The organism is Pseudomonas sp. UBA6310 (assembly GCF_002438225.1).
Lineage (GTDB): Bacteria > Pseudomonadota > Gammaproteobacteria > Pseudomonadales > Pseudomonadaceae > Pseudomonas_O > Pseudomonas_O kuykendallii.
This window is the reverse complement of the sequence record NZ_DJTK01000051.1, coordinates 23584-47196: the sequence shown is the minus strand read 5'-3', so window position 1 is coordinate 47196 and position 23613 is coordinate 23584. Positions and strand designations below refer to the sequence as shown.

The 23613-nt window shown below is 66.9% G+C and carries 17 protein-coding genes and 1 pseudogene; 12 read left to right on the top strand and 6 right to left on the bottom strand.

All coding sequences use genetic code 11. The features are described 5' to 3' along the window. Window positions 1-15 precede the first annotated feature (15 nt). Together B3E91_RS12185 and B3E91_RS22285 are read left to right on the top strand one after the other, a co-directional pair. On the top strand, window positions 16-663 hold the full coding sequence (locus tag B3E91_RS12185) for a cupin domain-containing protein (RefSeq protein ID WP_287029639.1): 648 nt from the start codon (window positions 16-18) through the stop codon (window positions 661-663). Between the two features lie 120 nt (window positions 664-783). Then, the gene (locus B3E91_RS22285; protein WP_414708253.1) at window positions 784-1032 is read left to right on the top strand and encodes a GrpB family protein; all 249 of its coding nucleotides are present in this window, start codon (window positions 784-786) and stop codon (window positions 1030-1032) included. Between the two features lie 227 nt (window positions 1033-1259). On the opposite strand, the gene hrpA is transcribed toward B3E91_RS22285, so the two are convergent. The 6 genes and pseudogenes from hrpA to fadD2 form a co-directional block, all read right to left on the bottom strand. Further along, window positions 1260-5369 (bottom strand): ATP-dependent RNA helicase HrpA, encoded by a 4110-nt coding sequence (gene hrpA / locus B3E91_RS12175; protein ID WP_287029637.1) that lies wholly within the window; start codon window positions 5367-5369, stop codon window positions 1260-1262. A gap of 120 nt (window positions 5370-5489) precedes the next feature. Beyond that, window positions 5490-6269, bottom strand: a complete 780-nt coding sequence (locus tag B3E91_RS12170; RefSeq protein ID WP_287029635.1) for an SGNH/GDSL hydrolase family protein — start codon at window positions 6267-6269, stop codon at window positions 5490-5492. A 240-nt stretch (window positions 6270-6509) separates the two neighbouring features. Further along, window positions 6510-7265 (bottom strand): methyl-accepting chemotaxis protein, encoded by a 756-nt coding sequence (locus B3E91_RS22280; protein WP_414708254.1) that lies wholly within the window; start codon window positions 7263-7265, stop codon window positions 6510-6512. 102 nt (window positions 7266-7367) lie between these two features. Further along, window positions 7368-8123: pseudogene (locus B3E91_RS22275) on the bottom strand (cache domain-containing protein); the annotation flags it as partial. Between the two features lie 254 nt (window positions 8124-8377). Further along, the gene (gene fadD1 / locus B3E91_RS12160; protein ID WP_287029633.1) at window positions 8378-10066 is read right to left on the bottom strand and encodes a long-chain-fatty-acid--CoA ligase FadD1; all 1689 of its coding nucleotides are present in this window, start codon (window positions 10064-10066) and stop codon (window positions 8378-8380) included. A 226-nt stretch (window positions 10067-10292) separates the two neighbouring features. Then, on the bottom strand, window positions 10293-11981 hold the full coding sequence (fadD2, locus tag B3E91_RS12155) for a long-chain-fatty-acid--CoA ligase FadD2 (RefSeq protein ID WP_287029632.1): 1689 nt from the start codon (window positions 11979-11981) through the stop codon (window positions 10293-10295). 225 nt (window positions 11982-12206) lie between these two features. On the opposite strand from fadD2, the gene B3E91_RS12150 reads away from it, so the two are divergent. The 10 genes from B3E91_RS12150 (at window position 12207) to codA (ending at window position 23385) form a co-directional block, all read left to right on the top strand. After that, a complete protein-coding gene (locus B3E91_RS12150; protein WP_287029631.1) occupies window positions 12207-13148 on the top strand; it encodes an alpha/beta hydrolase in 942 nt (313 codons plus the stop codon). Beyond that, the gene (locus B3E91_RS12145) at window positions 13145-13615 is read left to right on the top strand and encodes a MaoC family dehydratase (RefSeq protein WP_287029630.1); all 471 of its coding nucleotides are present in this window, start codon (window positions 13145-13147) and stop codon (window positions 13613-13615) included. The genes B3E91_RS12150 and B3E91_RS12145 overlap by 4 nt, the downstream gene beginning before the upstream one ends. A gap of 272 nt (window positions 13616-13887) precedes the next feature. Continuing rightward, a complete protein-coding gene (codB, locus tag B3E91_RS12140; RefSeq protein ID WP_273232840.1) occupies window positions 13888-15162 on the top strand; it encodes a cytosine permease in 1275 nt (424 codons plus the stop codon). Between the two features lie 29 nt (window positions 15163-15191). Then, window positions 15192-16253, top strand: coding sequence for an isopenicillin N synthase family dioxygenase (locus B3E91_RS12135; protein ID WP_287029628.1), 1062 nt, complete (start codon window positions 15192-15194; stop codon window positions 16251-16253). Beyond that, on the top strand, window positions 16250-17362 hold the full coding sequence (locus B3E91_RS12130; RefSeq protein ID WP_287029625.1) for a BMP family ABC transporter substrate-binding protein: 1113 nt from the start codon (window positions 16250-16252) through the stop codon (window positions 17360-17362). Before B3E91_RS12135 ends, B3E91_RS12130 begins: the two co-directional genes overlap by 4 nt. Window positions 17363-17367: 5 nt before the next feature. Beyond that, window positions 17368-18888 (top strand): ABC transporter ATP-binding protein, encoded by a 1521-nt coding sequence (locus B3E91_RS12125; RefSeq protein ID WP_287029689.1) that lies wholly within the window; start codon window positions 17368-17370, stop codon window positions 18886-18888. A gap of 15 nt (window positions 18889-18903) precedes the next feature. After that, window positions 18904-19977, top strand: a complete 1074-nt coding sequence (locus tag B3E91_RS12120) for an ABC transporter permease (RefSeq protein WP_287029624.1) — start codon at window positions 18904-18906, stop codon at window positions 19975-19977. Then, on the top strand, window positions 19977-20906 hold the full coding sequence (locus B3E91_RS12115) for an ABC transporter permease (RefSeq protein WP_287029622.1): 930 nt from the start codon (window positions 19977-19979) through the stop codon (window positions 20904-20906). The genes B3E91_RS12120 and B3E91_RS12115 overlap by 1 nt, the downstream gene beginning before the upstream one ends. Further along, window positions 20906-22147: a PucR family transcriptional regulator gene (locus tag B3E91_RS12110; protein WP_090228571.1), complete on the top strand. Its 1242-nt coding sequence runs from the start codon at window positions 20906-20908 to the stop codon at window positions 22145-22147. The genes B3E91_RS12115 and B3E91_RS12110 overlap by 1 nt, the downstream gene beginning before the upstream one ends. Next, window positions 22144-23385, top strand: a complete 1242-nt coding sequence (gene codA / locus B3E91_RS12105) for a cytosine deaminase (protein WP_287029621.1) — start codon at window positions 22144-22146, stop codon at window positions 23383-23385. The genes B3E91_RS12110 and codA overlap by 4 nt, the downstream gene beginning before the upstream one ends. Window positions 23386-23613 lie beyond the last annotated feature (228 nt).

Genomic DNA, 23613 nt, shown 5'->3' with positions numbered 1-23613 from the left:
TCGCAGGAGTCCGACATGTCTGATCCACTCGCAGAAGTGGTCACCCTTCTGCAACCGGGCGCCTCGTTTTCCAAGATTGTCAGTGGCGCGGGGGCCTGGCGCGTAAACCGCTCGGTCGATGGCGAGCCGTTCTACTGCGCGATCCTCGAGGGAGGCAGTCGGCTGTCAGTCGCCGGCCAGCCCGCGATAACGTTGCACGCGGGCGACTTCGTGCTCATTCCAGCCGCCTACGACTTCACGATGATGAGCCGCCAGGCGATGGCAGAAGGAGACCCCGACACCCTCCCCGTCGAGGTACGGCCACGTGACATTCGCGTGGGCAGGCAGGACATCCCGGTCGATGTTCAATTGTTGATAGGACACTGCACCTTCGGCTCTCCGGATGCCGCGCTGCTGGTGACGCTGTTACCCCAGCTGATACACGTTCGCGGCGAACGCCGACTGGCAACGCTGCTAGAACTCGTTACCGAGGAGGCGCGCGGCCAGCGCCCGGCACGGGATTTCATCCTCGCGCACCTGCTGGAAGTACTGTTCATCGAAGCGCTGCGCTCCACTGCAACCGAAACCGCGCCGGCCGGCCTGCTGCGCGGACTCGGCGATGAACGCCTGGCCGTGGCGATACGCCAGATGCACGAACATCCGGACCAGCGCTGGACGTGCTGATTCCTGTATCTGCCCCGGCAGAGAATGAGTCAGCCCGCCATCGAAAAGCGGTACAAATGGCAAAGGACAGCATCCTAGGGCACGGAATACAGTTGGTCGACTTTCAGGCCACCCAAGAGATTGCCGCCTTCGCGCAGAGCTACGCTCAGTAGCCACAAGCCGCACCCGGATACCCCCTCGGATTACAGACCACACGCGTGCCCGCCACGTCATAGCCGCGACCTGTTGAGAGAAGACAGCACTATCCGCAAGCAATATCAGGATTTGAAGCTGCAGCTCGAAGCTAACAACCGGGGAGGCATTGCTGAATATCTCGCGCAAAAGGCGCCCTACATTGATGCCTTGATGGATGTGCACTTACGGGATTAAGTCCGTGCTCACATCAGTTCTCCAGCAAGTAGCCTGGATATCAGAACGGCGAAAAATGCTTCGCGGCCTCCCACTCGCTATATCGACAGTAGGCGGGGGAAACCGCGAGGCGCTGTCCACCCGCAAGATCAAAAACCCGAAGTGATTGAAAGGCCGGACATTCGACAGCTCCACCGGCAAAACCCGGTGGACAAACAAAGCGTTGTCCACCCTACGAAAGCAACGCCTCAGCCTTCCACTGCCGCCCACTGCTTGTTCAGCCGCTTGTCCGACACCGCCACCCGCGTGCCCAGTTGCTGGGCGAACAGGGAGACGCGGTATTCCTCCAGCATCCAGCGGTAGAGCTGCAATTCGGGGTCGCGTTTGCCTTCCTGGGCGTGTTTGGCCAGGCGGGTCTGGTATTGGTCCCAGTAGCCGGCCAGTTCGCCGGACCACACGCGGTCGCGTTGCAGTTGCGCGCCGATCTTCTCGAAGCGTTGTTCCACGGCCTTGAGGTAGCGCGGGTATTCGCGTAGCCATTCGGCCGGGGTTTCGCGGACGAAGCCGGGGTAGACGAGCCGGCCGAGCTGCGCCTTGATGTCGTTCAGCGCCACCGCCTGGGCCAGGTCGATCTTGCCCTTGAAGCGCTTCTGCAGGCCGTGCCAGAGCTTGAGGATATCCAGTACGAGCTTGCCCAGGCGCTCGGCATGTTCGGTCCAGACGCCGCGCTTCTTCTCGGCCAGGGCGGCCAGGGCGGCGCCGTCGCGCGGGAGCGTGGCTTCGCCGTCGAGCACGCAGCTGTCGAGGCTGGCGAGCAGGATGTCCTCGACCAGCGCATCGACGCGGCCCATTTCGCGGTAAAGCAGGCCGAGGTCGGTCAGCCCCGGCAGCTTGTTGCGCAGGAACTTGGCGGGTTCGGCGAGTTGCTGAAGCAGCAGCCGTTGCAGCGCACGGCGGTGCTGGTACTCGGCTTCGGCCTGGGTCGGAAAGCGGCCTTCCTTGACCATGCCGCCCTCCTCCACCAGCGCCGGGTAGACGGTCATCGACAGCCCGGCGACCTTCTGCTGGGTCTTCTCGGCGACTTCGGCGAATGCCCTGGCCTCCACAGGGCCCTGCTGCTTCTGCGTCTGCGGGATCGCCAGAGCGGCCTGGCTGGCTTCGGCGAAGCGCGCTGTGAGTTCGGCCAGGTCGCGGCCTTCGCCGAGGAACTTGCCGCGCGCATCGACCACCTCGATGTTCATCTTCAGGTGGCCGTCGAGCTGCGCCGCGGCTTCCGCCCAGGCGTCCTCGCTCACCCGCGCACCGGTCATGCGTTGCAGCTCGCGGCCGAGGGATTCGGGCAGCGAGCCTTCGGCGAAGACGACCTTGGCCAGCGCCGCCTTGACGAAGTCCGGCACCGGCACGAAGTTCTTGCGGATCGCCTTGGGCAGGTTGCGCACCAGCGCCACCGCCTTGGTTTCCAGCAGGCCGGGCACCAGCCAGTCGAGGCGTTCGCTGCGCAGTTGCGGCAGCAGCGGCGCCGGCACGCGCAGGGTCACGCCGTCGCGCGGGTGATTGGGCTCGAAGTGGTACTCCAGCGACAGCTCCAGCTCGCCGATGTGCAGGCTGTCCGGGTACTGCGCGGCGGTGACTTCGCTGGCCTCGCGGGCGAGCACGTCTTCCTCGCGCATGATCAGCAACCCGGCGTTCTTCGCGCTCTCGCGCTTGTACCAGTTCTCGAAGCTGGCGGCCTGGTAGATGTCCTGCGGGATACGCGCGTCGTAGTAGCCGAACAGGGTTTCCTCGTCGGCGAGGATGTCGCGGCGGCGCGCCTTGGCTTCGAGTTCGTCGAGGCGTTCGAGCAGTTCGCGGTTGGCCGACAGGCAGCGCGCGCGGCTGTTGATCTCGCCGCGCACCAAGCCTTCGCGGATGAACAGCTCGCGCGCCACCGGCGGGTCGATGGGACCGTAATGCACCGGCCGGCGGCCGACCACGATCATGCCGTAGAGGGTGACCTGCTCGTAGGCCACCACCTGGCCGCGCTTCTTCTCCCAGTGCGGCTCGAAGTGGTTGGTCTTGATCAGGTGCGCGGCCAGCGGCTCGATCCAGTCCGGCTCGATCTTCGCCACCATGCGCGCGAACAGCTTGGTGGTTTCCACCAGTTCGGCGGCCATGATCCAGTTCGGCTTCTTGCGCCCGATCACGCTGGAAGGGTGCACCCAGAAGCGTCGCTGGCGCGCGCCGAGGTAGTCGCCGTCCTCGGTCTTCTGGCCGACCTGGCTGAGCAGCCCGGAAAGGATCGCCCTGTGCACCGCGGCGTAGCTGCGCGCGCGCTGCGCGGCCTCGCTGGCTTCGGCCTGCTGGCGGGCGACGACGTTGACCCTGGTGTCGGTGGTCGGCGTTGGCGCGGCGCTGCCGGAGGCCGCATGGGTGTCGCTTCGCTCGATCCGTCCTGCGGGCGGGGCGGATTGCGGCACGTTTTTCGTAGGATGGCGTTGAGCGGAGCGATACCCATCGGGTGACAGCTGCAGCTCGCGGCAGATCAGCGTCAGCTGGCGATGGGCGTCGCGCCACTCGCGCAGGCGCAGGTAGTTGAGGAAGTTCTTGCGGCACCAGGCGCGCAGCGGGTTGGCGCCCAGCTCCTGGCGTTTTTCCTCGAAGCCGCGCCAGAGGTTGATCAGTGCGGCGAAATCGGAATCCACGTCCTTCCACTGCGCGTGCGCCTGGTCGGCGGCCTGCTGGCGGTCGGCCGGACGCTCGCGCACGTCCTGCACGGAGAGCGCGCTGGCGACGATCAGCACCTCGTCGAGGCTGCCCTGCTGCGCGGCCTCCAGCAGCATGCGGCCCAGCCGCGGGTCCACCGGCAGGCGCGCCAGCTGGCGGCCGAGCGGGGTCAGCTGGTTCTCGCGGTTGACCGCGGAAAGCTCCTGCAACAGGTTGAAACCGTCGCTGATGGCCTTGCCGTCCGGCGGCTCGATGAAGGGGAAATCCTCTATCTGGCCGAGGCGCAGATGGAGCATCTGCAGGATCACCGCGGCGAGGTTGGTGCGCAGGATCTCCGGATCGGTGAACGCCGGCCGGGCGAGGAAATCCTCCTCGCTGTACAGGCGCACGCAGATGCCCGGTTCGACCCGTCCGCAGCGGCCCTTGCGCTGGTTGGCGCTGGCCTGCGAGACCGCCTCGATGGGCAGGCGCTGGACCTTGGCGCGGTAGCTGTAGCGGCTGATGCGCGCGGTGCCGGAGTCGATCACGTAGCGGATTCCGGGCACCGTGAGCGAGGTTTCCGCGACGTTGGTGGCGAGCACGATCTTGCGCCCGGCCGCCGGTTTGAAGATCTTCTGCTGCTCGGCGGGCGTCAGCCGCGCGTACAGCGGCAGCACCTCGGTGAGGCGCAGGTTGGCCTTGCGCAGCATCTCGGCGGCATCGCGGATTTCCCGCTCGCCGGGGAGAAACACCAGCACGTCGCCGGGGCGCTGGCCGACGTTCTTCTCGTGCGCGGCAATTTCGTCCAGCGCGGCGAGGATGCCCTGGTCCACCGAGAGGTCTTCCTCGACGCGGTTGCCGTCCTCGTCGTTCTCGGCGGCGAGCGGCCGGTACCAGGTTTCCACCGGATAGGTGCGCCCGGACACTTCGACGATGGGCGCGCCCGGGAGGCCGGCCCCGCTGAAGTGCTGGCTGAAGCGCTCGAGGTCGATGGTCGCCGAAGTGATGATCACCTTGAGGTCGGGCCGGCGCGGCAGCAGGGTCTTCAGGTAGCCGAGCAGGAAGTCGATGTTGAGGCTGCGTTCGTGGGCCTCGTCGACGATGATCGTGTCGTACTTCTCCAGGTAGCGGTCGTGCTGGGTTTCGGCGAGCAGGATGCCGTCGGTCATCAGCTTGATCAGCGTGGCGTCCGTGCTCTGGTCCTCGAAGCGCACCTGGTAGCCGACCCGCTCGCCGAGCGGCGTGCCGACTTCCTCGGCGACCCGCGTGGCGACACTGCGCGCGGCCAGGCGGCGCGGCTGGGTGTGACCGATCAGGCCGTGCACGCCCCGCCCGATCTCCAGGCAGATCTTCGGCAACTGGGTGGTCTTGCCCGAGCCGGTTTCGCCGGCGATCACCAGCACCTGGTGCTTCTGTAGCGCCGCCTTGATCTCGTCGCGCTTGGCGGCGATCGGCAACTGGTCGTCGTAGCGCATCGCCGGCACGCTGGCGCGCCGGGCCTCGACCTTGGCCACCGACGCCTGGAAACGCTCGATCCACTGCGCCAGCCTGGCGTCGTCGCCACCGGCGTTCTTGCGCAGCTCGTGCAACTGCCGGCGCAGGCGGTGACGGTCGGCGATCAGGGTCTGGTCGAGGTTTTTCAGCAGGGCATCGGCGGTGGCGTTCGAATCGGTCATCAGGCGCTTGGCTGGCATCTACGGCGGAGGGCGGATTGTCGCAGATTTCCGCACCCCGCAACGAACACGGGACCGGCGCGCCGATCCCGTGTGTACCTGCTGCCCGGACGGGCGCGCGACTCAGCGCGTCGCCTGTACCGTCGCGCCGCCGAGCCCGGCGGGCACCGTGCGCAGGGCGACGTCCACCGATTGCAGCGCGGTCCAGGCGTCCTGCTGCAGCTCGGCGGCGGTGGCGTGTTCGAAACGGCTGCTCTGCGCGGCCTGCGGCGCCGGCGGCGGGTTGCCGTAGATCAGCGAGTAGAACACCGAGGCGGCGAGGTAGGAGCCGGTGTAGGTCGGATGGCTACCGTCGGCGATGAACAGCGTCGGCTGCGGCTGGCTGGCCAGAGCGACTTTCCAGGCATCGCCGACCGGCGCCAGCAGGCCGTGGTTTTCCTTCGCCACCTGGGTGTAGACGGCGTCCAGCGTGGACTGCATCGAGGGGTCGTTCTGCCGCGCCCAGGTCAGGTAGAAGATCGGCTGGGCGCCGGCCTGGCGCGCGGCCTGGGCGACCAGGCCGGCGTACTTGCGGGTGGATTCGGCGTCCTGCAGCGGCATCAGGCTGAAATCCTGGATCACCACGTAATCCCAGTGCTGGCTGGCGAGCACCTTCTGCACCTCGCCGCGGGCCCAGTGCTGCTTCAGGCTGGAACCGGCGACGGTGACGTCCTTGACCTCCAGCGCGCGCGGCTGCTTGGCCTCCACCGACATCTGCCGGACCATCAGCGGCAGCTGGTTGTAGAAGGTGTAGCTGTTGCCGACGAAGAGCACCTGCAGCGGCTCCCCGGCCTGGGCCTGGCCGAAAACGGCGGTGATGAAAAGAAAGGACGTCAGGAAGAACTGTCGCAGCTGAGTTCGCATAAAGATCACTCGGTGAACGTGAAGAGAACGGGCGTGGAGATTCTGGCGCGCCCGTGTGACAGCACGCTTATATGCGATATCTGTGCAAAAAACGCTCAACTCCAAGCGTTCGGCGACGAGAGGTAGAAGCGCTCCGGCGACAGCGGAACGCTCAGGGATAGGCAAGCGAAGCGGCGTGAACGGCGGCGCCTTCACGCCCGGAAGCAGCTGGCGCCCCGCGTTGCGCGGGGCGCCGGGGACTCATACGCGGAACTGTTGCACCAGCGCCTGCAACCGACCGCTGAGCGCGTTCAGCTCGGCGGCGGTGCGCGCGCCCTGGGCCGCGTCCGAGGCGACGCTGTCGACCGCCGAAGCGATCTGGTGAACGCTGCGGTTGATCTCCTCGGCCACCGCCGTCTGCTCTTCCGCGGCGGAGGCGATCTGCGCGTTCATCAGGTTGATGGTGCCGACCAGCGTGGTGATGGCCTCCAGCGAAAGCCCGGTCTGGTTGGCCTGGCTGCTGGTGGCCTGGCCCTTCTCGCCGCTGCGCTGCATGGCGGTCAGCGACTGGGCGGTGGCGCTCTGCAGGCGGTTGATCATCGCCTGGATCTCGCCGGTGCTCTGCTGGGTGCGGCTGGCCAGCGCGCGCACCTCGTCGGCGACCACGGCGAACCCGCGCCCGGCCTCGCCCGCGCGGGCGGCTTCGATGGCCGCGTTGAGCGCCAGCAGGTTGGTCTCGTCGGCGATCGAGCGGATCACTTCGAGCACCCCGACGATGCCCTGCACGTCGCCGTGCAGGCCGTCGATCACGGCGCCGCTGGCGTGCACGTCCTCCACCAGGCTGTGGATCTGCACGATGCTCTGCTCCACCACCTCGCGCGCCTTGCGTCCCTGCTCGTCGGTTTCCTGCACGGCTTCCGAGGCGCGCTGCGCGCTGCTGGCGACTTCCTGGGCAGCCGCGGACATTTCGTTGATCGCCGTGGCGACCTGATCGGTCTCCTGGCGCTGGCGATCCATCGCCTGTTCCGAGCGATGCGCCTGGCTGGCCACGGCCTCCACCAGCATCGACAGCTCGGAGGACGTATTGCTGACCTGGCGCACCAGCGCCTGGATCTTCTCGACGAAGCGATTGAACGCGCTGGCCAGCTCGCCCAGCTCGTCGGCGCCGGTCACCGGCAGCCGCTGGGTGAGATCGCCATCGCCGCGGGCCACCTCGTCGAGACTCGCCTTGATCCGCAGCAGCGGCCGCAGCAGCGTGCCGGAGAGGTACATCGCGACGGCGCCGATCACCAGCAGCAGGCCCACGGCGCTGCCGATCATCAGCCACGTCAGTTGGTCGATGCGTTTGCCGAAGTGCGCGCGAATGGTCTGAACTTCCCGCTCGATACCGTCAAGGTTGACCGAGGTGCCGAACACCATGTGCCACTTCGGCAAGTACTCGGAATAGCCGATCTTCGGCACCAGGGTGGTGCCATCGCCGAGCACGAAGCTGTAGTCGACGTAATGGCTGCCGTCACGCCCGGCTCGCACCAGCTCGCGGATCGCGTAGACGCCCTGCGGATCGCGGTAGTCCTGGAAGCTCTGCCCGATCTTGTCGCCAGTGCTGCCCTGGAACAGCCGCACGGCGCTCTCGTCATACCCCCAGTAGTAGCCGTCCTTGCCATAGCCGAGGTTCTGCAGCAGCTCGACGGCGCGCGCCCGGGCTTCCAGATCGCCCTCCGCGGAGGCCTCGTACAGCGGCGCGATCGCCTTGCGCGCGACCTGTACGTAATGCTCGATCTCAATACGCCGGGCCTCGATCAGGCTGCTGCGGGCCTCGGCCTCCTGCTGCGCGGCGACGCCCTGAAGCACCCAGACCGACAGCCCCCCGAGCATCAGGGAAAGCAGAAAGCAGGGCACCAGGACCAGCAGCAACACTTTGGGGCGCAATCTCAGGCTGAGCATGAAGCATTTCCTTATAGAGCGTGACGGACGCCGGGCGGCGTCGCCACCGAGGCGGCAATTCTGACAAAAAGCGCGCAGCAACGGGACGACGAGCGAAATACCTGCGCCAGACTGCCGCAGGTCCGGACGCCACGCAGCAACGAAAAAGCCCCGCATGGGCGGGGCTTCTCCGAACGGCGGGACGCTTACTTCTTGCCGAGCTTCTTCAGCTCTTCGTCACGCAGCTCGCGGCGCAGGATCTTGCCGACGTTGGTGGTCGGCAGCGCGTCGCGGAATTCCACGGACTTCGGTCGCTTGTAGCCGGTGACGTTGTCGTGCATGTGCTGCATGACCTGGTCCTTGGTCAGGCTCTCGCCCGGCTTGACCACCACGAAGACCTTGATCGCCTCGCCGGATTTCTCGTCCGGGATACCGATGGCGGCGCACTGCAGCACGCCCGGCAGGGTGGCGAGCACGTCTTCCAGCTCGTTCGGATACACGTTGAAACCGGAGACGATGATCATGTCCTTCTTGCGGTCGACGATGCGCAGGTAACCGTCTTCCTGGATCACCGCGATGTCGCCGGTCTTCAGCCAGCCATTGGCGTCGAGCACCTCGGCGGTGGCTTCCTCGCGCTGCCAGTAACCCTTCATCACCTGCGGGCCCTTGATGCACAGCTCGCCGATGGAGCCGATCGGCAGGTCGTTGCCTGCGTCGTCGATGACCTTGCACAGGGTCGAGGGCACCGGGATGCCGATGGTGCCGACCTGGATGTTCTGGAACGGGTTGACCGTGGCGACCGGGCTGGTCTCGGTCATGCCGTAGCCTTCGCAGATGCCGCAGCCGGTGACCTCTCTCCAGCGCTCGGCGGTGGCCAGTTGCAGCGCCATGCCGCCGGAGAAGGTCGCCTTCAGCGCGCTGAAGTCGAGGCGGCGGAAGTCTTCGCTGTTGCACAGCGCGACGAACAGGGTGTTCAGGCCGACGAAGCCGGTGAACTTCCATTTGCCGAGTTCCTTCACCGTGCCGGGCAGGTCGCGCGGGTTGGTGACGAGGATGTTGTGCCCGCCGATCAGCATCATTGCCATGCAGTGAAAGGTGAAGGCGTAGATGTGGTACAGCGGCAGCGGCGCGATGAGTATCTCGCAGCCCTCGTTGAGGTTGGCGCCCATCAGCACCTTGCACTGCAGCATGTTGGCGATGATGTTGCGGTGCGTGAGCATCGCGCCCTTGGCCACGCCGGTGGTGCCGCCGGTGTATTGCAGCACGGCGACGTCGTTGCCCTGCGGAGCGGATTCGCGCAGCGCCTTGCCGCGACCCTTGGCGAGGGCATCGTTGAACTTCACCGCCTGCGGCAGGTTGAACGCCGGCACCATCTTCTTCACATACTTGACGACGCTGTTGACCAGCAGGCGCTTGAGCGGCGGCAGCAGGTCGCCGACCTCGGTGACGATGACGTGGCGCACGCCGGTCTTGGGCAGCACGTCTTCGGCCAGGTGGGCCATGTTGGCCAGGCACACCAGCGCCTTGGCGCCGGAATCGTTGAACTGGTGCTCCATCTCCCGCGCGGTGTACAGCGGGTTGGTGTTGACCACCACCAGGCCGGCACGCATCGCGCCGAACACGGCGACCGGGTACTGCAGCACGTTGGGCATCTGCACGGCGATGCGGTCACCGGGTTGCAGGTCGGTATGGTTCTGCAGGTAGGCGGCGAAGATGCCGGAGAGTTCGTACAGCTCGCCGTAGCTGATCGTCTTGCCGAGGTTGCTGAAGGCGGGCTTGCCGGCGAAGCGTTGGCAGGACTCTTTCAATACCGCCTGGATGTTCGGGTATTGGTCGGCATTGATGTCAGCAGGGATGCCCGCCGGGTACTTGTCCTTCCAGAAGTTTTCGATCATGGAAGCCCACTCCTAAGCAACAGCTGGTCTCATCGCCTTTGAGGCGATTGGTTATTGTGTCTGCGCATCCTGCCCTCGCACGGGGAGGGCAAAAAATCGCGCCGAGCGTAGCAGCTTTGCCAGGAGCCCACCAGCACCAACATCTGCCTAGCCAGTAACGAAAATGACCGGATACAAGTATCCGGTCATATTTTTGCTATTGCCCGAAATGCCCTTTCCAGACGCCTCAGGCGATGTCGCGCAGCTCGCGGCGGAGGATCTTGCCCACCGGCGTCATCGGTAATGCGTCCCTGAGGACGATGTGCTTGGGCACTTTGTAGCCGGTGAAGTTGGCCTTGCAGTAGTCCTTGAGTTCCTCGACGCTGACCCCGCCCTCGCGCGGCACGACGAACAGCTTCACCGCCTCGCCGGAGCGCTCGTCCTCGACGCCGATGGCAGCGCAGCTGGCGACGCCCGGATGCGCCATCACCACTTCCTCGATCTCGTTGGGGTATACGTTGAAGCCGGAGACGATGATCAGGTCCTTCTTGCGGTCGACGATGCGCGTGTAGCCATCCGGGTCGATCACGGCGATGTCGCCGGTCTTCAGCCAGCCCTCGGCGTCCAGGACCTCGGCGGTCGCCTCCTCGCGCTGCCAGTAACCCTTCATCACCTGCGGCCCCTTGATGCACAGCTCGCCGCGTTCGCCCAGCGGCAGCTCGTTGCCGTCGTCGTCGATCACCTTGAACGCGGTGCCGACCACCGGGATGCCCACGGTGCCCAGGCGCGCCTTGTCGCCGTAGGGGTTGGTGCTGGCCACCGGCGAGGTTTCGGTGAGGCCGTAGCCTTCCACCACCGTGCAGCCGGTCATCTGTTTCCAGCGGTCGGCGGTGGCCTTGACCAGCGCGGTACCGCCGGAATTGGTCAGCTTGAGGTTGGAGAAGTCCAGGGTCTTGAAGTCGGGATGGTCCATCAGCGCGACGAACAGGGTGTTCAGCCCGAGCAGCGCGGAGAAGCGCCACTTCTTCAGCTCCTTGATGAAGCCGCCGATGTCGCGCGGGTTGGTGATCAGCACGTTGTGGTTGCCGTTGAGCATCATGCACATGCAGTTCGCGGTGAACGCATAGATGTGGTACAGCGGCAGCGGCGCGATCATCACCTCCTCGCCCACCTTCATCAGCGGCTTGCCGTCCGGGCCGAGCTGCTGCATGCAGGCGTCCACCTGCAGCATGTTGGCCACCAGGTTGCCGTGGGTGAGCATGGCACCCTTGGCCACGCCGGTGGTGCCGCCGGTGTACTGCAGCACGGCGATGTCGTCGAGACCGACATCCACCGGTTTCTGCCCGTGACCCTGGCCCTTGCGCAGCGCCTCCTTGAACGGCACCGCCTGCGGCAGATGGTAGTCCGGGACCATCTTCTTGACCTTCTTCACCACCGTGTTGACCAGCAGGCCCTTGAGGCTCGGCAGCATGTCGCCCATGCGCGCCTCGATCAGGTAGTCGATCTGCGTATCGGGCAGCACCTCCTCGACCAGCTTGCCGAACATGTTGAGGTAGACCAGCGCGCGCACGCCGGCGTCCTTGAACTGGTGGCGCATCTCGCGGGCGGTGTACAGCGGGTTGGTGTTGACCACCACCAGCCCGGCACGCAGGGCGCCGAACACGGCGATCGGGTACTGCAGCACGTTGGGCATCTGCACGGCGATGCGGTCGCCGGGCTGCAGGTCGGTGTGCTTCTGCAGGTAGCAGGCGAAGGCGGCGGCCTGGCGATTGAGCTCGGCGTAGCTGAGGGTGACGCCGAGGTTGCTGAACGCCGGACGGTCGGCGAACCGCTTGCACGAGCGCTCGAACACTTCGATGACGGACGAGTAAGCCGTCTGATCGATCGAAGCAGGCACTCCGGCCGGACGTTTGTCGCTCCAGAAATCAGGCTGCATTGTTATTGTCTCCTTGGTCCTGAACGTGGCGCGCCCGCTCGTGCGGGCCTTTCCGGACGTTAGCAGGTGGGCCGGACGGCGCAAATCGCCATAGACCGCGTGAATCTTGCCGGCTTTGCCGCAGGCTGCTACCGCGCCGGCTGGCTATGCTCAAGCGGTCACCGGTGGCTTGCGCTGCCGGTCGTCCCGTGCAAAATGCCGCCACCACAGGGTTCGAGAACCACCATGCGCCACGATGCCTTCTGGCTCACCACCAGCGATGCCGCGCCCGTCCACGTCCAGCGCTGGTTCGCCGAACAACCGCCGAAAGCCGTGCTGATGCTGGCCCACGGCATGGCCGAACACGCCGGCCGCTATGCCCGTTTCGGCGCGGCGCTGGTCGCCGCCGGCGTCGAGCTGTATGCCCACGACCAGCGTGGCCACGGCCAGACGGCGCAGCGCGGCATCCTCGGCGACTACGCGGTGAAGGATGGCTGGCAACGGGTGATCGACGACCTCGCCGCGCTCAACCACCACATCCGCCAGCAGCACCCGCGCACGCCGATCTTCCTGCTCGGCCACAGCATGGGCAGCTACATCGCCCAGGCCTACCTGATGCAGCACAGCTGCGCGGTGAGCGGCGCGATCCTTTCCGGCTCCAACTACCAGCCGGTCTCGCTGTATCGCGCGGCGCGCCAGGTGGCGCGTTTCGAGCAATGGCGCCAGGGCCCGACCGGGCGCAGCGCGCTGATCGACTTCCTGTCCTTCGGCTCCTTCAACAAGGCCTTCAAGCCGAACCGCACCGCCTTCGACTGGCTCAGCCGGGACCCGGCGGAAGTGGACGCCTACATCGCCGACCCACTGTGCGGCTTCCGCTGCACCAACCGCCTGTGGATGGACCTCCTCGGCGGGCTGCAGGAGATCACTCCGCTGGAAAAGCTGGCGCAGATCGACGCGCGCCTGCCGTTGCTGGTGATCGGTGGCGAGTGCGATCCGGTCAGCGACGGCGAGCGCCTGGAAGACCTCGCCGAAGCGATGCAGCGCGCCGGCCTGCGCAAGGTGCAACTGAAACTTTACCCGGGCGCCCGTCACGAACTGCTCAACGAGACCAATCGCGACGAGGTGACCGCCTTCCTCATCGACTGGCTGCAACAGGCCCTCGACTCATCCGCCAAGGACACGCCATGACCCAGCTCCGCAACTTCCCCTACGACAGCCTCGAAGTCGGCCAGAGCGCGCGCTACGAAAAGACCGTCGAAGAACGCGACATCCAGCTGTTCGCCGCGGTTTCCGGCGACCGCAACCCGGTGCACCTCGACGCAGCCTACGCGGCCGGCACGCAGTTCAAGGAGCGCATCGCCCACGGCATGTTCAGCGGCGCGCTGATCAGCGCGGCCATCGCCTGCGAGCTGCCGGGACCGGGCACCATCTACCTCGGCCAGAGCCTGAAATTCACCCGCCCGGTGAAGCTCGGCGACGCCCTGACCGTGGAGCTGGAAATTCTCGAAAAGCTGCCGAAGAACCGCGTGCGCATCGCCACCCGGGTGATCAACCAGGATGGCAAGAAGGTGGTGGACGGAGAAGCCGAGGTGATGGCGCCGACCGAGGCGCTGGACATCGCCCTGGCCGAACTGCCGCCGATCAGCATCGGTTGAAACCCGCCGCCGACCGCCTCGCGACCGCGCGAGGCGGTCGGCCCCAACTGGTGCAAGGCGGCTTTCGCACGCACCAGCCCGGCCCACGACATGGCCATATCGCACAAGCATTCGTACCGGATGACGGAATAAATCGCCGTTTCTTTGTGCAAATCGCACAACCCGACCCGTCACCCTGAACAACACCCCCGCTTTTTCGCCTCCCCGCCCGGAACTGGCACAGCCTTCGCAATCGCCGAGGCCACACCCAATCACGGCAGGAGGACACGGACATGGCTCAGGCACCGGACAGCGGCAACGACTACCCCCTCAGCGAGGTCCCGGCCGGCGCGCGCAAGGGCCTGTTTTCCACCTCGATCATGCTGTTCGGCTTCACCTTCTTCACCGCCACCATGTTCGCCGGCGGCAAGATCGGCATGGCCTTCGACTTCAAGACACTGATCTGGGCGGCGATCATCGGCAACCTGCTGCTCGGCGCCTACGCCGCCGTGCTCGGCCTGATCGCCTGCCGCAGCGGGCTGAACTCGGTGCTGATGGGGCGTTTCTGCTTCGGCGAGGTGGGCAGCAAGCTGTCCGACATGCTGCTCGGTTTCACCCAGGTCGGCTGGTACGCCTGGGGCACCGCGACCATGGCCCTGGCGCTGGTGAAGATCCTCGGCCTGCCGGAAGGCTGGACCATCCCGCTGATGGTGCTGTTCGGCTTCGGCTTCTGCATCACCGCCTTCGTCGGCTACAGGGGCCTGGACCTGCTCTCGCGCGTTGCGGTGCCGGCCATGTGCCTGTTCCTGGTCTGGTCGCTGTGGCTGGCCACCGACAAGGTCGGCGGCCTCGGTGCGCTGCTGGCCATCGAGCCGCAGCAAAGCATGAGCATGAACCTGGCGATCACCATGATCTTCGGCACCTTCGTCAGCGGGGCCACCCAGGCCACCAACTGGACGCGCTTCGCCCGCAACGGCCGGGTGGCGATGCTCTCCAGCATGGTCGGGTTCTTCTTCGGCAACGGCCTGATGATCGTCACCGGCGCCTACGGCGCCATCGTCTACCAGCAACCCGACGTGGTCGAAGTGCTGGTCCTGCAGGGCCTGTCGATCGTCGCGGTGGTGATGCTCTTCCTCAACCTGTGGACCACCCAGGACAACACCATCTACAACTTCGCCGCCGCCGGCTGCAACCTGCTGCGCAGCGAGCGACGCAAGCTGATCACCGTGGTCGGCGCCGGCATCGGTACCCTGCTGGCGATCGGCGGCATGTACGAGATGCTGATCCCGTTCCTGATCCTGCTCGGCTCGATCATCCCGCCAATCGGCGGCGTGATCATGGCCGACTACTTCTACGGGCATAAGCAGCGCTACCCGCGCCTGGCGGACGTGCGCCTGCCGAAGTTCAACGCCGTCGGCCTCGCCGCCTACTTCATCGGTGCCTTCTGCGCCTACGTCTCGCCCTGGGTGGCGCCCATCGTCGGCATCCTGGTCGGCGCGCTGGCGTATGTCGTGCTGTTCCAGTTGCGCCAGTTGGCCACCCGCAGCGCCGGCACCAGCCGCGCCTGAACTACGCCATTCACCTCAGGGACGTCACCATGCAAACCGTAAGAACCGGCAACGGCCCCCGCAGCTTCAGCGCCTCGGGCCTTGAAGCGCGCCAGTTGCCCTTCTCCGAAATCCCCGTGATCGATTTCTCCGCCATGTACGGCGGCGACCCGGAAGCCCGGCAAAGGGTCGGCGAGGAGGTGCGCAGGGCGTGCACCGAGGTCGGTTTCTTCTACGCCCGCGGGCACGGCGTGCCGGACGAGGTGATCGATGCCACCTTCAGCGCCGCCCACCGCTTCTTCGACCTGCCGCTGGAGGTGAAGAAGGCGGTGGACATCGACCGCTCGCCGAACATGCGCGGCTACACGCCGATGCTCGGCGAGAACACCAACGAGGAAGGCCAGGGCGACATGCACGAGGGGTTCGACCTGGCCCTGGAAGTGCCCGCCGACGACCCCGACGTGCAGGCCGGCGTGTTCGGCTACGGCCCCAACCAGTGGCCCGAGCAACTGCCCGGTTTCAAACCCGCGCTGCTCGCCTACCACGCCGCCATGCTGGATTTCGGTCGGCGCATCTTCGCCGCCTTCGCCCTGGCCCTGGAGCTCGAAGAGGACTTCTTCGAGGCCTACCTGAACAAGCCGATGGCGCACATGCGCGTGCTCTCCTACCCGAGCCAGAGCGGCGCCATCGACGACGCGCAGATCGGCATCGGCGCGCACTCCGACTACGAGTGCTTCACCATCCTGCGCACCGACGAGGTGCCGGCCCTGCAGGTGCTCAACAGCGCCGGCGAGTGGATCCAGGCGTTGCCGATTCCCGGCTGTTTCATCGTCAATGTCGGCGACCTGATGGCGCGCTGGACCAACGGCTACTTCGCCTCGACGCTGCATCGCGCGATCAACTCCTCGGGGCGCCAGCGCTACTCGATCCCCTTCTTCTTCGGCCCCGACTCGCAGAGCCTGATCGAGGTGCTGCCGAGTTGCCAGAACCCGGACTGGCCGCCGCAGTACCCGCCGATCACCGCCGGCGACTACATCCGCTCGCGCTTCGACCACACCTACTTCCACCGCCAGAAAGACGAAAGCCAATCTCCTGAAGGGAATACCCCATGAAAACTCGCCGTCACGCGTCCCTGCACCTCGCCTGTATCGGCCTGCTGGCCTCCACCGCCCTGCTCGCCCTGGCACCCGCGCAGGCGGCGGAAGCCTTCAAGCTGGCCGGCAAGCCGAAGATCGCCTTCATCTATGCCGCCACCGTCAAGGACGGCGGCTGGAACGAATCCATCGACAACGGCCGTCAGCAGGTGGCCAGCGAACTCGGCTACCCGATCGCCGTGGCGGAAAGCATTCCCGAGGAATCCACCGCGCTGAAGAACGCCATCGACCTCTACGTGCAGCGCGGCTTCAACATCATCGTCACCACCTCCTTCGGCTACTCCGACGGCGTGTTGGAAGCGGCCAAGAAATACCCGCAGGTGGCCTTCCTCGCCGCCTCCGGCACCACCAACGCGGCCAACCTGGAAAGCTTCTACCCGCGCACCTACGAGGCCTGGTACCTGGCCGGCATCGCCGCCGCCTCGGTCAGCCCGAACAAGACCCTGGGCATGCTCGGCGGCTTCCCTGTGGCGCCGGTGAACTGGGACATCAACGGTTTCGCCCTCGGCGCACAGTCGGTCGACCCGACGATCAAGACCATCGCCCTCTACACCAACTCCTGGTGGGACCCGGCCAAGGAAAGCCAGGCGGCCAAGTCGATCCTCGAGCAGAACGCCGACGTGATCGCCAACAACCTGTCCTCGGCCGGCCCCTTCACCGCCGCGGAAAAGGCCGGCAAGGCCTCGGTGGGCTTCCAGCTGGACATGAGCAAGATGGCACCCAAGGGACACCTGACCTCGGTGGTCTTCCACTGGGACAAGTACCTGGTGCCGACCATCCGCAAGATCGTCGACGGCAGCTGGGAGCCGAACGAATACGGCGCCTTCCCCGGCCTCGCCGAAGGCGTGGTGGACATCACCCCGCTGAGCGACAAGGTGCCAGCCGAGGCCCGCGCGAAGATCGAGGCGGTGCGCGCGCAGATCATCGCCGGCAGCTTCTCGCCGTTCAGCGGCCCGCTGTTCAAGCAGAACGGCGAGCAGGCCGTGGCCGCCGGTGCGACGCTGGACGACGCGGCGATCTGGAACATGGATTATCTGGTCAAGGGCACCGTCGGGAGCGTCAAGTGACAGCCATGCCGGCGGCCTCGGCCCCGGTGTTCCTGGAGCTGCGCGGGCTGAGCAAGCGCTTCGGCGAACGCACCGTGCTCGACGGCGTCGGCCTGCACCTGGAGCGCGGCGAAGTGCATGCGCTGCTGGGCGAGAACGGCGCCGGCAAGTCGACCCTGATGAACATTCTCACCGGGGTCTACCTCGCCGACGATGGCGAGATCCGCCTGCAGGGCGAACGCCTGGCGATCCGTCGCCCGGCGGACGCCAGCGCGGCGGGCATCGGCATGGTGCACCAGCATTTCCGCCTGGTGGAGCGCTTCAGCGTGGTGGAGAACCTGCTGCTCGCCGCTGGCGGGCGCAAGGGCCTGCGCAGCGCCGCCGAAGCCAGCGCCGCGCTGCTGCGCACCGCCGAGCAGATCGGCCTGCGCATCGACCCGCAGGCGCAGGTCGCCGACCTCTCGGTAGCCGAGCGCCAGCGCGCGGAAATCTGCAAGGTGCTGGCCCTCGGCGCGCGCATCCTGATCCTCGACGAACCCACCGCGGTGCTCACCGACCGCGAGGCCGGCGACATGCTCTCGGCGATCCGGCGCATGGCCGACACCGGCCTCAGCATCGTGCTGATCACCCACAAGCTGCGCGAAGTGATCGGCCACAGCCACCGCCTGACGGTGATGCGCCAGGGCCGCACGGTGGCCGCCAACCTGCCGACCACCAGCCTTTCCATGGAAGAAATCGCCCGCCTGATGGTCGGCGAGCAGAAGGCCGGCCCGGAGCGCGCCCCGTCCACGCTGATCAGCAACGGCGCCGACCTGCTGATCGCCCACCAACTGTGCGTCAGCCGCGCCGACGGCGGCGTCGGTATCGACGGCGTCAGCCTGCGCGTGCGCGCCGGCGAAGTCCTTGGCGTCGCCGGCGTCGGCGGCAACGGCCAGCAGCAACTCGCCGACGCCCTGCTCGGCAGCCTGCCGATCGAGGCCGGCAACCTGTCCCTGGACGGCGCCGAGGTGACCCACGCGTCCATCGCCCGTCGCCGCGACCTCGGCCTGCGCATCATTCCCTCCGACCGCATGGCCAGCGGCCTGATCGGCGAACTCTCGGTGGCCGACAACCTGGCGCTGACCCGCGTGCGCGGCGGCCATTACCGAAGCGGCTGGCTGAACCGCGCACGCATGCGCGCCGACGCCCTGGCCGCCATCGCCCACCAGGCCATCGCCGGCGCGACCCCGGAGCTGCGCACTAGCCTGCTCTCCGGCGGCAACGCGCAAAAGGTACTGCTGGCCCGCGAACTGGACAGCGGCGTGCGCCTGCTGGTCGCCCATTCGCCGACCCGCGGCCTCGACGTCAAAGCCTGCGCGGTGGTCCACCAGGCGATCCGCGAGGTGGCCGCCAGCGGCGCCGCCTGCCTGCTGATCAGCGAAGACCTGGAGGAAATCCTCGCGCTCTCCGACCGTATCGCGGTGATGAGCGCCGGTCGCATCACCGGCGAGTGCCCGGGCGGGTCGAGCGCCGAAGAGGTTGGCCGGCTGATGCTCGGGCATGCCTGACATGAGAATGAAACGATGATCGCGCTGCCTTACACCTTCGCCCTGCAACGCCGCCTGACGCTGTCCGGCCGTCGTGGCGTCGGCACCTTCGTCGGCGGCCTGGCTGCCGGCATCCTGCTCGGCCTGGCGCTGCTGGTCTGGGCCGGCGTACCGACCGAGTCGCTGCTCGACGACCTCTTCGTGCAGGTCTTCATCAGCCCGCAGGGGCTGGCGCAGACGCTGACCCTGACGGTGCCGCTGATTCTCGTCGGGCTGTCCTCGGCGGTCGCCATGCGGGTGAAGTTCTGGAACATCGGCATCGAGGGCCAGCTCTGGCTCGGCGCCATCGGCGCCACGGCCGTCTCCCTCTACGGCGTCGGCCCCGAGGCGCTGCGCCTGCCGCTGATGCTGCTCGCCTCCGCGCTGTTCGGCGCCGCCTGGATCGCCCTGCCACTGGTGTTGCGCCTGCGCCTGCAGGTCAGCGAACTGGTGGTCACCCTGCTGCTCTCGAACATCGCCTACCTGCTGTTGCAGCACCTGCTGTTCGGTGCCTGGCGCGATCCGGCCAACAGCTTCCCGATGTCGATGCAGATCGGCGGCGACGAGCGTCTGGCGCTGCTCGGCTTCGGCAACCTGCACAGCGGCCTCTTCATCGCCCTCGCCGTGACCCTGCTGGTGGCGATGCTCAGCGAGCGCAGCCGGCTCGGTTTCCACGCCGCCGCCATCGGCGCCAACCCGCAGGTGGCGCGCGCCGCCGGCATCCCGGTGGGCCTCACGCTGGCGATCATGGTGTTGCTCTCCGGCGCGCTGTCCGGCCTGGCCGGCGGCCTGATCATCACGGGCAGCGAATATCGCCTGACGCAGAACATCGGGTGGAACATGACCTTCAGCGGCATCGTCATTGCCTTCGTCGCGCGCTTCAAACCGCTGTGGATCCTGCCCACCGCCTTCGCCCTCGCCGGGCTGTACAACGCCGGCAGTACGCTGAAGGTGTTCTACGGTCTGTCCGACGCCGTCGTCGTGCTGCTGCAGGGGCTGATCCTGATGAGCCTGCTCGTCGCGCAATTCTTCGCCCATTACCGCATCGACATGAAGAAGGAGACGCGTTGATGGACATCGCCTTCCTCGGCAGCTGGCTCGGCAGCGTACCGACCGCCGCCATCCCGCTGCTGCTGGCCAGCGTCGGCCTGATCCCTTCCGAACGCGCCGGGGTGGTCAGCCTCGGCGTCGAGGGCTACCTGGCGATGGGCGCGATGGCCGCCGCCGCGGTGACCCTGGAGAGCGGCAGCCTGGTTCTCGGCGTCGCCGCCGGGGTGGCCGCCGGCGCCCTGCTCGCACTGGGCTTCGGCATCGCCGTGGTGCTGCTGCGCGCCGAGCAGATCCTCGCCGGCCTGGCGACCATGGCCATCGGACTCGGCGCCGCCGGGCTGCTCGGCCGCGACTACGTGCATCGCACCTTCGAAGGCGTGGCCAACGTCGATCTGGGCAGCCTCGCGCAGTTGCCGCTGCTCGGCCAGCTGCTGTTCGCCCAGGACCCGCTGGCCTACCTGGCCATCCTGCTCACCCTCGGCGGCTGGTGGTTGATCGCCCGCAGCCACTTCGGCCTGCGTCTGCGCGCGGTCGGCGAGGACCCGGCGACCGCCGATGTCGCCGGGGTCAACGTGCAGCTGCACCAGTTGTTCGCGGTGACCTGCTGCGGTGCGCTCGGCGGCCTCGGCGGCGCATACTTGTCCGCGGTGGCGAGCAACGTCTGGGTCGAGAACATGGTCGCCGGGCGCGGCTGGATCGCCCTGGCGCTGGTCATCTTCGCCCGCTGGGACCCGCTGCGGGCGATCCTCGGTGCCTTTCTCTTCGGTGCGGTGGAAGCACTGCTGCCGCGCCTGCAGGCCAGCGGCTTCGACGCGCCGGTGTACCTGATGGGCATGCTGCCCTACGCGCTGACCATCGTCGTGCTGGTGGCCGCCAGTTGCTCGCGGGCGCGGCGCAACGCCGAACCGGCGGCGCTCGGGCAGTCCTACATCCGCCAGGACCGGCGCTGATGAGCCTGACCGTCGCCGACGCCCTCGCCCTCCCCGGTCTGGAAAGCATGCACCTGCGCGCCGGCGCGGCGGGGCTCGACAATCCGGTGCGCTGGCCCTACGTGGCCGAGAACGAAGGCATCGCCGACTGGGTGATGGGCGGCGAACTGATCTTCGTCACCGGCATCAACCATCCCCGCGACGAGGCCAACCTGCTGCAACTGGTGCGCGAGGCGCAGCAGCGGGTGGTCGCCGGAATGGTCATCCTCACCGGCGAGGAATTCATCCAGCAGATTCCCGAGGCGGTGATCGCCGAAGCCGAGCGCCTCGGCGTGCCGCTGCTCGAGCAGCCCTACCAGTTGAAGATGGTGGTGGTGACCCAGGCCATCGGCACCGCGCTGGTCCAGGAACAACTGCTCGGGCGCTCGCGCCAGCACGTTCTGGAGCAGTTGCTGGAAGGCGACTACCAATCCCTCGACGTGCTCACCCAGCGCGCCCAGACCCTGCACCTGCCGCTGGCCGTACCGCGCCAGGTGGCGCTGTTCAAGCTGGAAAACAGCGAGCGGCTGTTCGCCGGGGACGACCTGCAGGACGCCGAGCGCAGCCTTCAGGCCAGCCGCCAGCGCCTGCAGCGACGTCTTGAACAGGCTCTGAACGACCTCGGCGAGCCGCTCGCCCTGGTCTGCCAGGGCGAGCACTGGATCGCCCTGCTGCCCGCCGCCGACGCCCAGCGCGAGCAGCTCAACCGGCAACTGATGACCGGCCTGCTCGACGAACTCAACCAGACCCTGGCGCCGCTGCGACTGTTCCTTGGCCTCAGCGCCGGCGGTCATGGCCCGTCCGGCTATGCCCTCGCACTCGGCGAAGCGCGCCAGGCGCTGGTCGCCGCGCAATCCTTCCCGGAGCGCCTGGGGTTATGCTGCTTCAACGAACTCGGCGTGCTCGAACTGCTCGGCGCGATTCGCGACCGCAAGCTGCTCGACCGCTTCGTCGATACCACCCTTGGCGCGTTGATCGGCGACGACTCGCGCCATGAACCGGTGCTGATGCCGACGCTGGAGGCCTGGTTCCACGAGAACGGCAACCTGGCCCTGGCCGCGCAGCGCCTGGCCGTGCACCGCAACACCCTGAGCTACCGGATGCAGCGTATCGAAGCGCTCACCGGCCGCTCGTTCGACGACCCGCACCAGCGCCTGAACACCGCCGTCGCTCTGATGATCTGGCGGCTATCGTCTCCCCGAAATCCACGGAGTCCTGCATGAATATCGTCAACGCCCGCCTGCGCGGAAAAGACGGCCTGTACCGCATCGAGCTGAGCGGCGAACGCATCGCCGCGATCCAGGCCCAGGTCGGCAGCAGCGTCGCCAACCCCGGCGACCTCGACGCCGCCGGCAACCTGGTCACGGCGCCCTTCATCGAGCCGCACATCCACCTGGACGCCACCCTCACCGCCGGCGAGCCGGCCTGGAACATGAGCGGCACGCTGTTCGAAGGCATCGAGCGCTGGGCCGAGCGCAAGGCGCTGGTGACCCACGAGGACAGCAAGACGCGGGCGAAGAAGACCATCGACATGCTCGTCGACCACGGCATCCAGCACGTGCGCACCCACGTCGACGTCACCGACCCGACCCTGGCCGCACTCAAGGCGATGGTCGAGGTGCGCGAGGAAACCCGCCACCTGATCGACCTGCAGATCGTCGCCTTCCCGCAGGAAGGCATCGAGTCCTACGCCAACGGCCGCGCGTTGATGGAAGAGTCGCTGGTGATCGGCGCCGACGTGGTCGGCGGCATCCCGCACTTCGAGAACACCCGCGACCAAGGCGTCAGCTCGATCAAGTTCCTCATGGACCTGGCCGAGCGCAACGATTGCCTGGTGGACGTCCACTGCGACGAAACCGACGATCCGCAGTCGCGCTTCCTTGAAGTGCTGGCCGAGGAAGCCCGCGTGCGCGGCATGGGCGAACGCGTCACCGCCAGCCACACCACGGCGATGGGTTCCTACGACAACGCCTACTGCTCCAAGCTGTTCCGCCTGCTGAAGATGTCCGGGATCAACTTCATCTCCTGCCCGACCGAGAGCATTCATCTGCAAGGCCGTTTCGACACCTATCCAAAGCGCCGCGGCCTGACGCGGGTGGCGGAAATCGACCGCGCCGGGATGAACGTCTGCTTCGCCCAGGATTCCATCGTCGACCCGTGGTATCCCCTCGGCAACGGCAACATCATGCGCATCCTCGAAGCCGGCCTGCACATCTGCCACATGCTCGGTTACGACGACCTGCAGCGCGGCCTCGACCTGATCACCGACAACAGTGCGCGCACCCTGAACCTGGGCGAGCGCTACGGCCTGGAAGCCGGCCGCCCGGCCAACCTGTTGATTCTTTCCGCACCCAGCGACTACGAAATGATCCGCAGCCAGGGCCACGCGCTGGTCTCGATCCGTCACGGCAAGGTGCTGATGCAACGCACCCCGGCAAAAATCGAGCGCATGGCGGGCTGAGGGAACACGGGGAGGCACGACTCAGGGACCGATCACGGGTCGGTTCGCTGACAAGGCGGGAATGCGTGGGCGGAATGCACGTCGAGCCACTCGATCGGGCCGAACGGAAAACGGCGGAAGGCGGAAGGCGGAAGGCGGAAGGCGGAAGGCGGTAAGGATGACGGGCTCGGCGCTCGCAAAATCGACAACGGCTATGCCCAAACCACTTTTCTGCAGGCAAAAAAACGG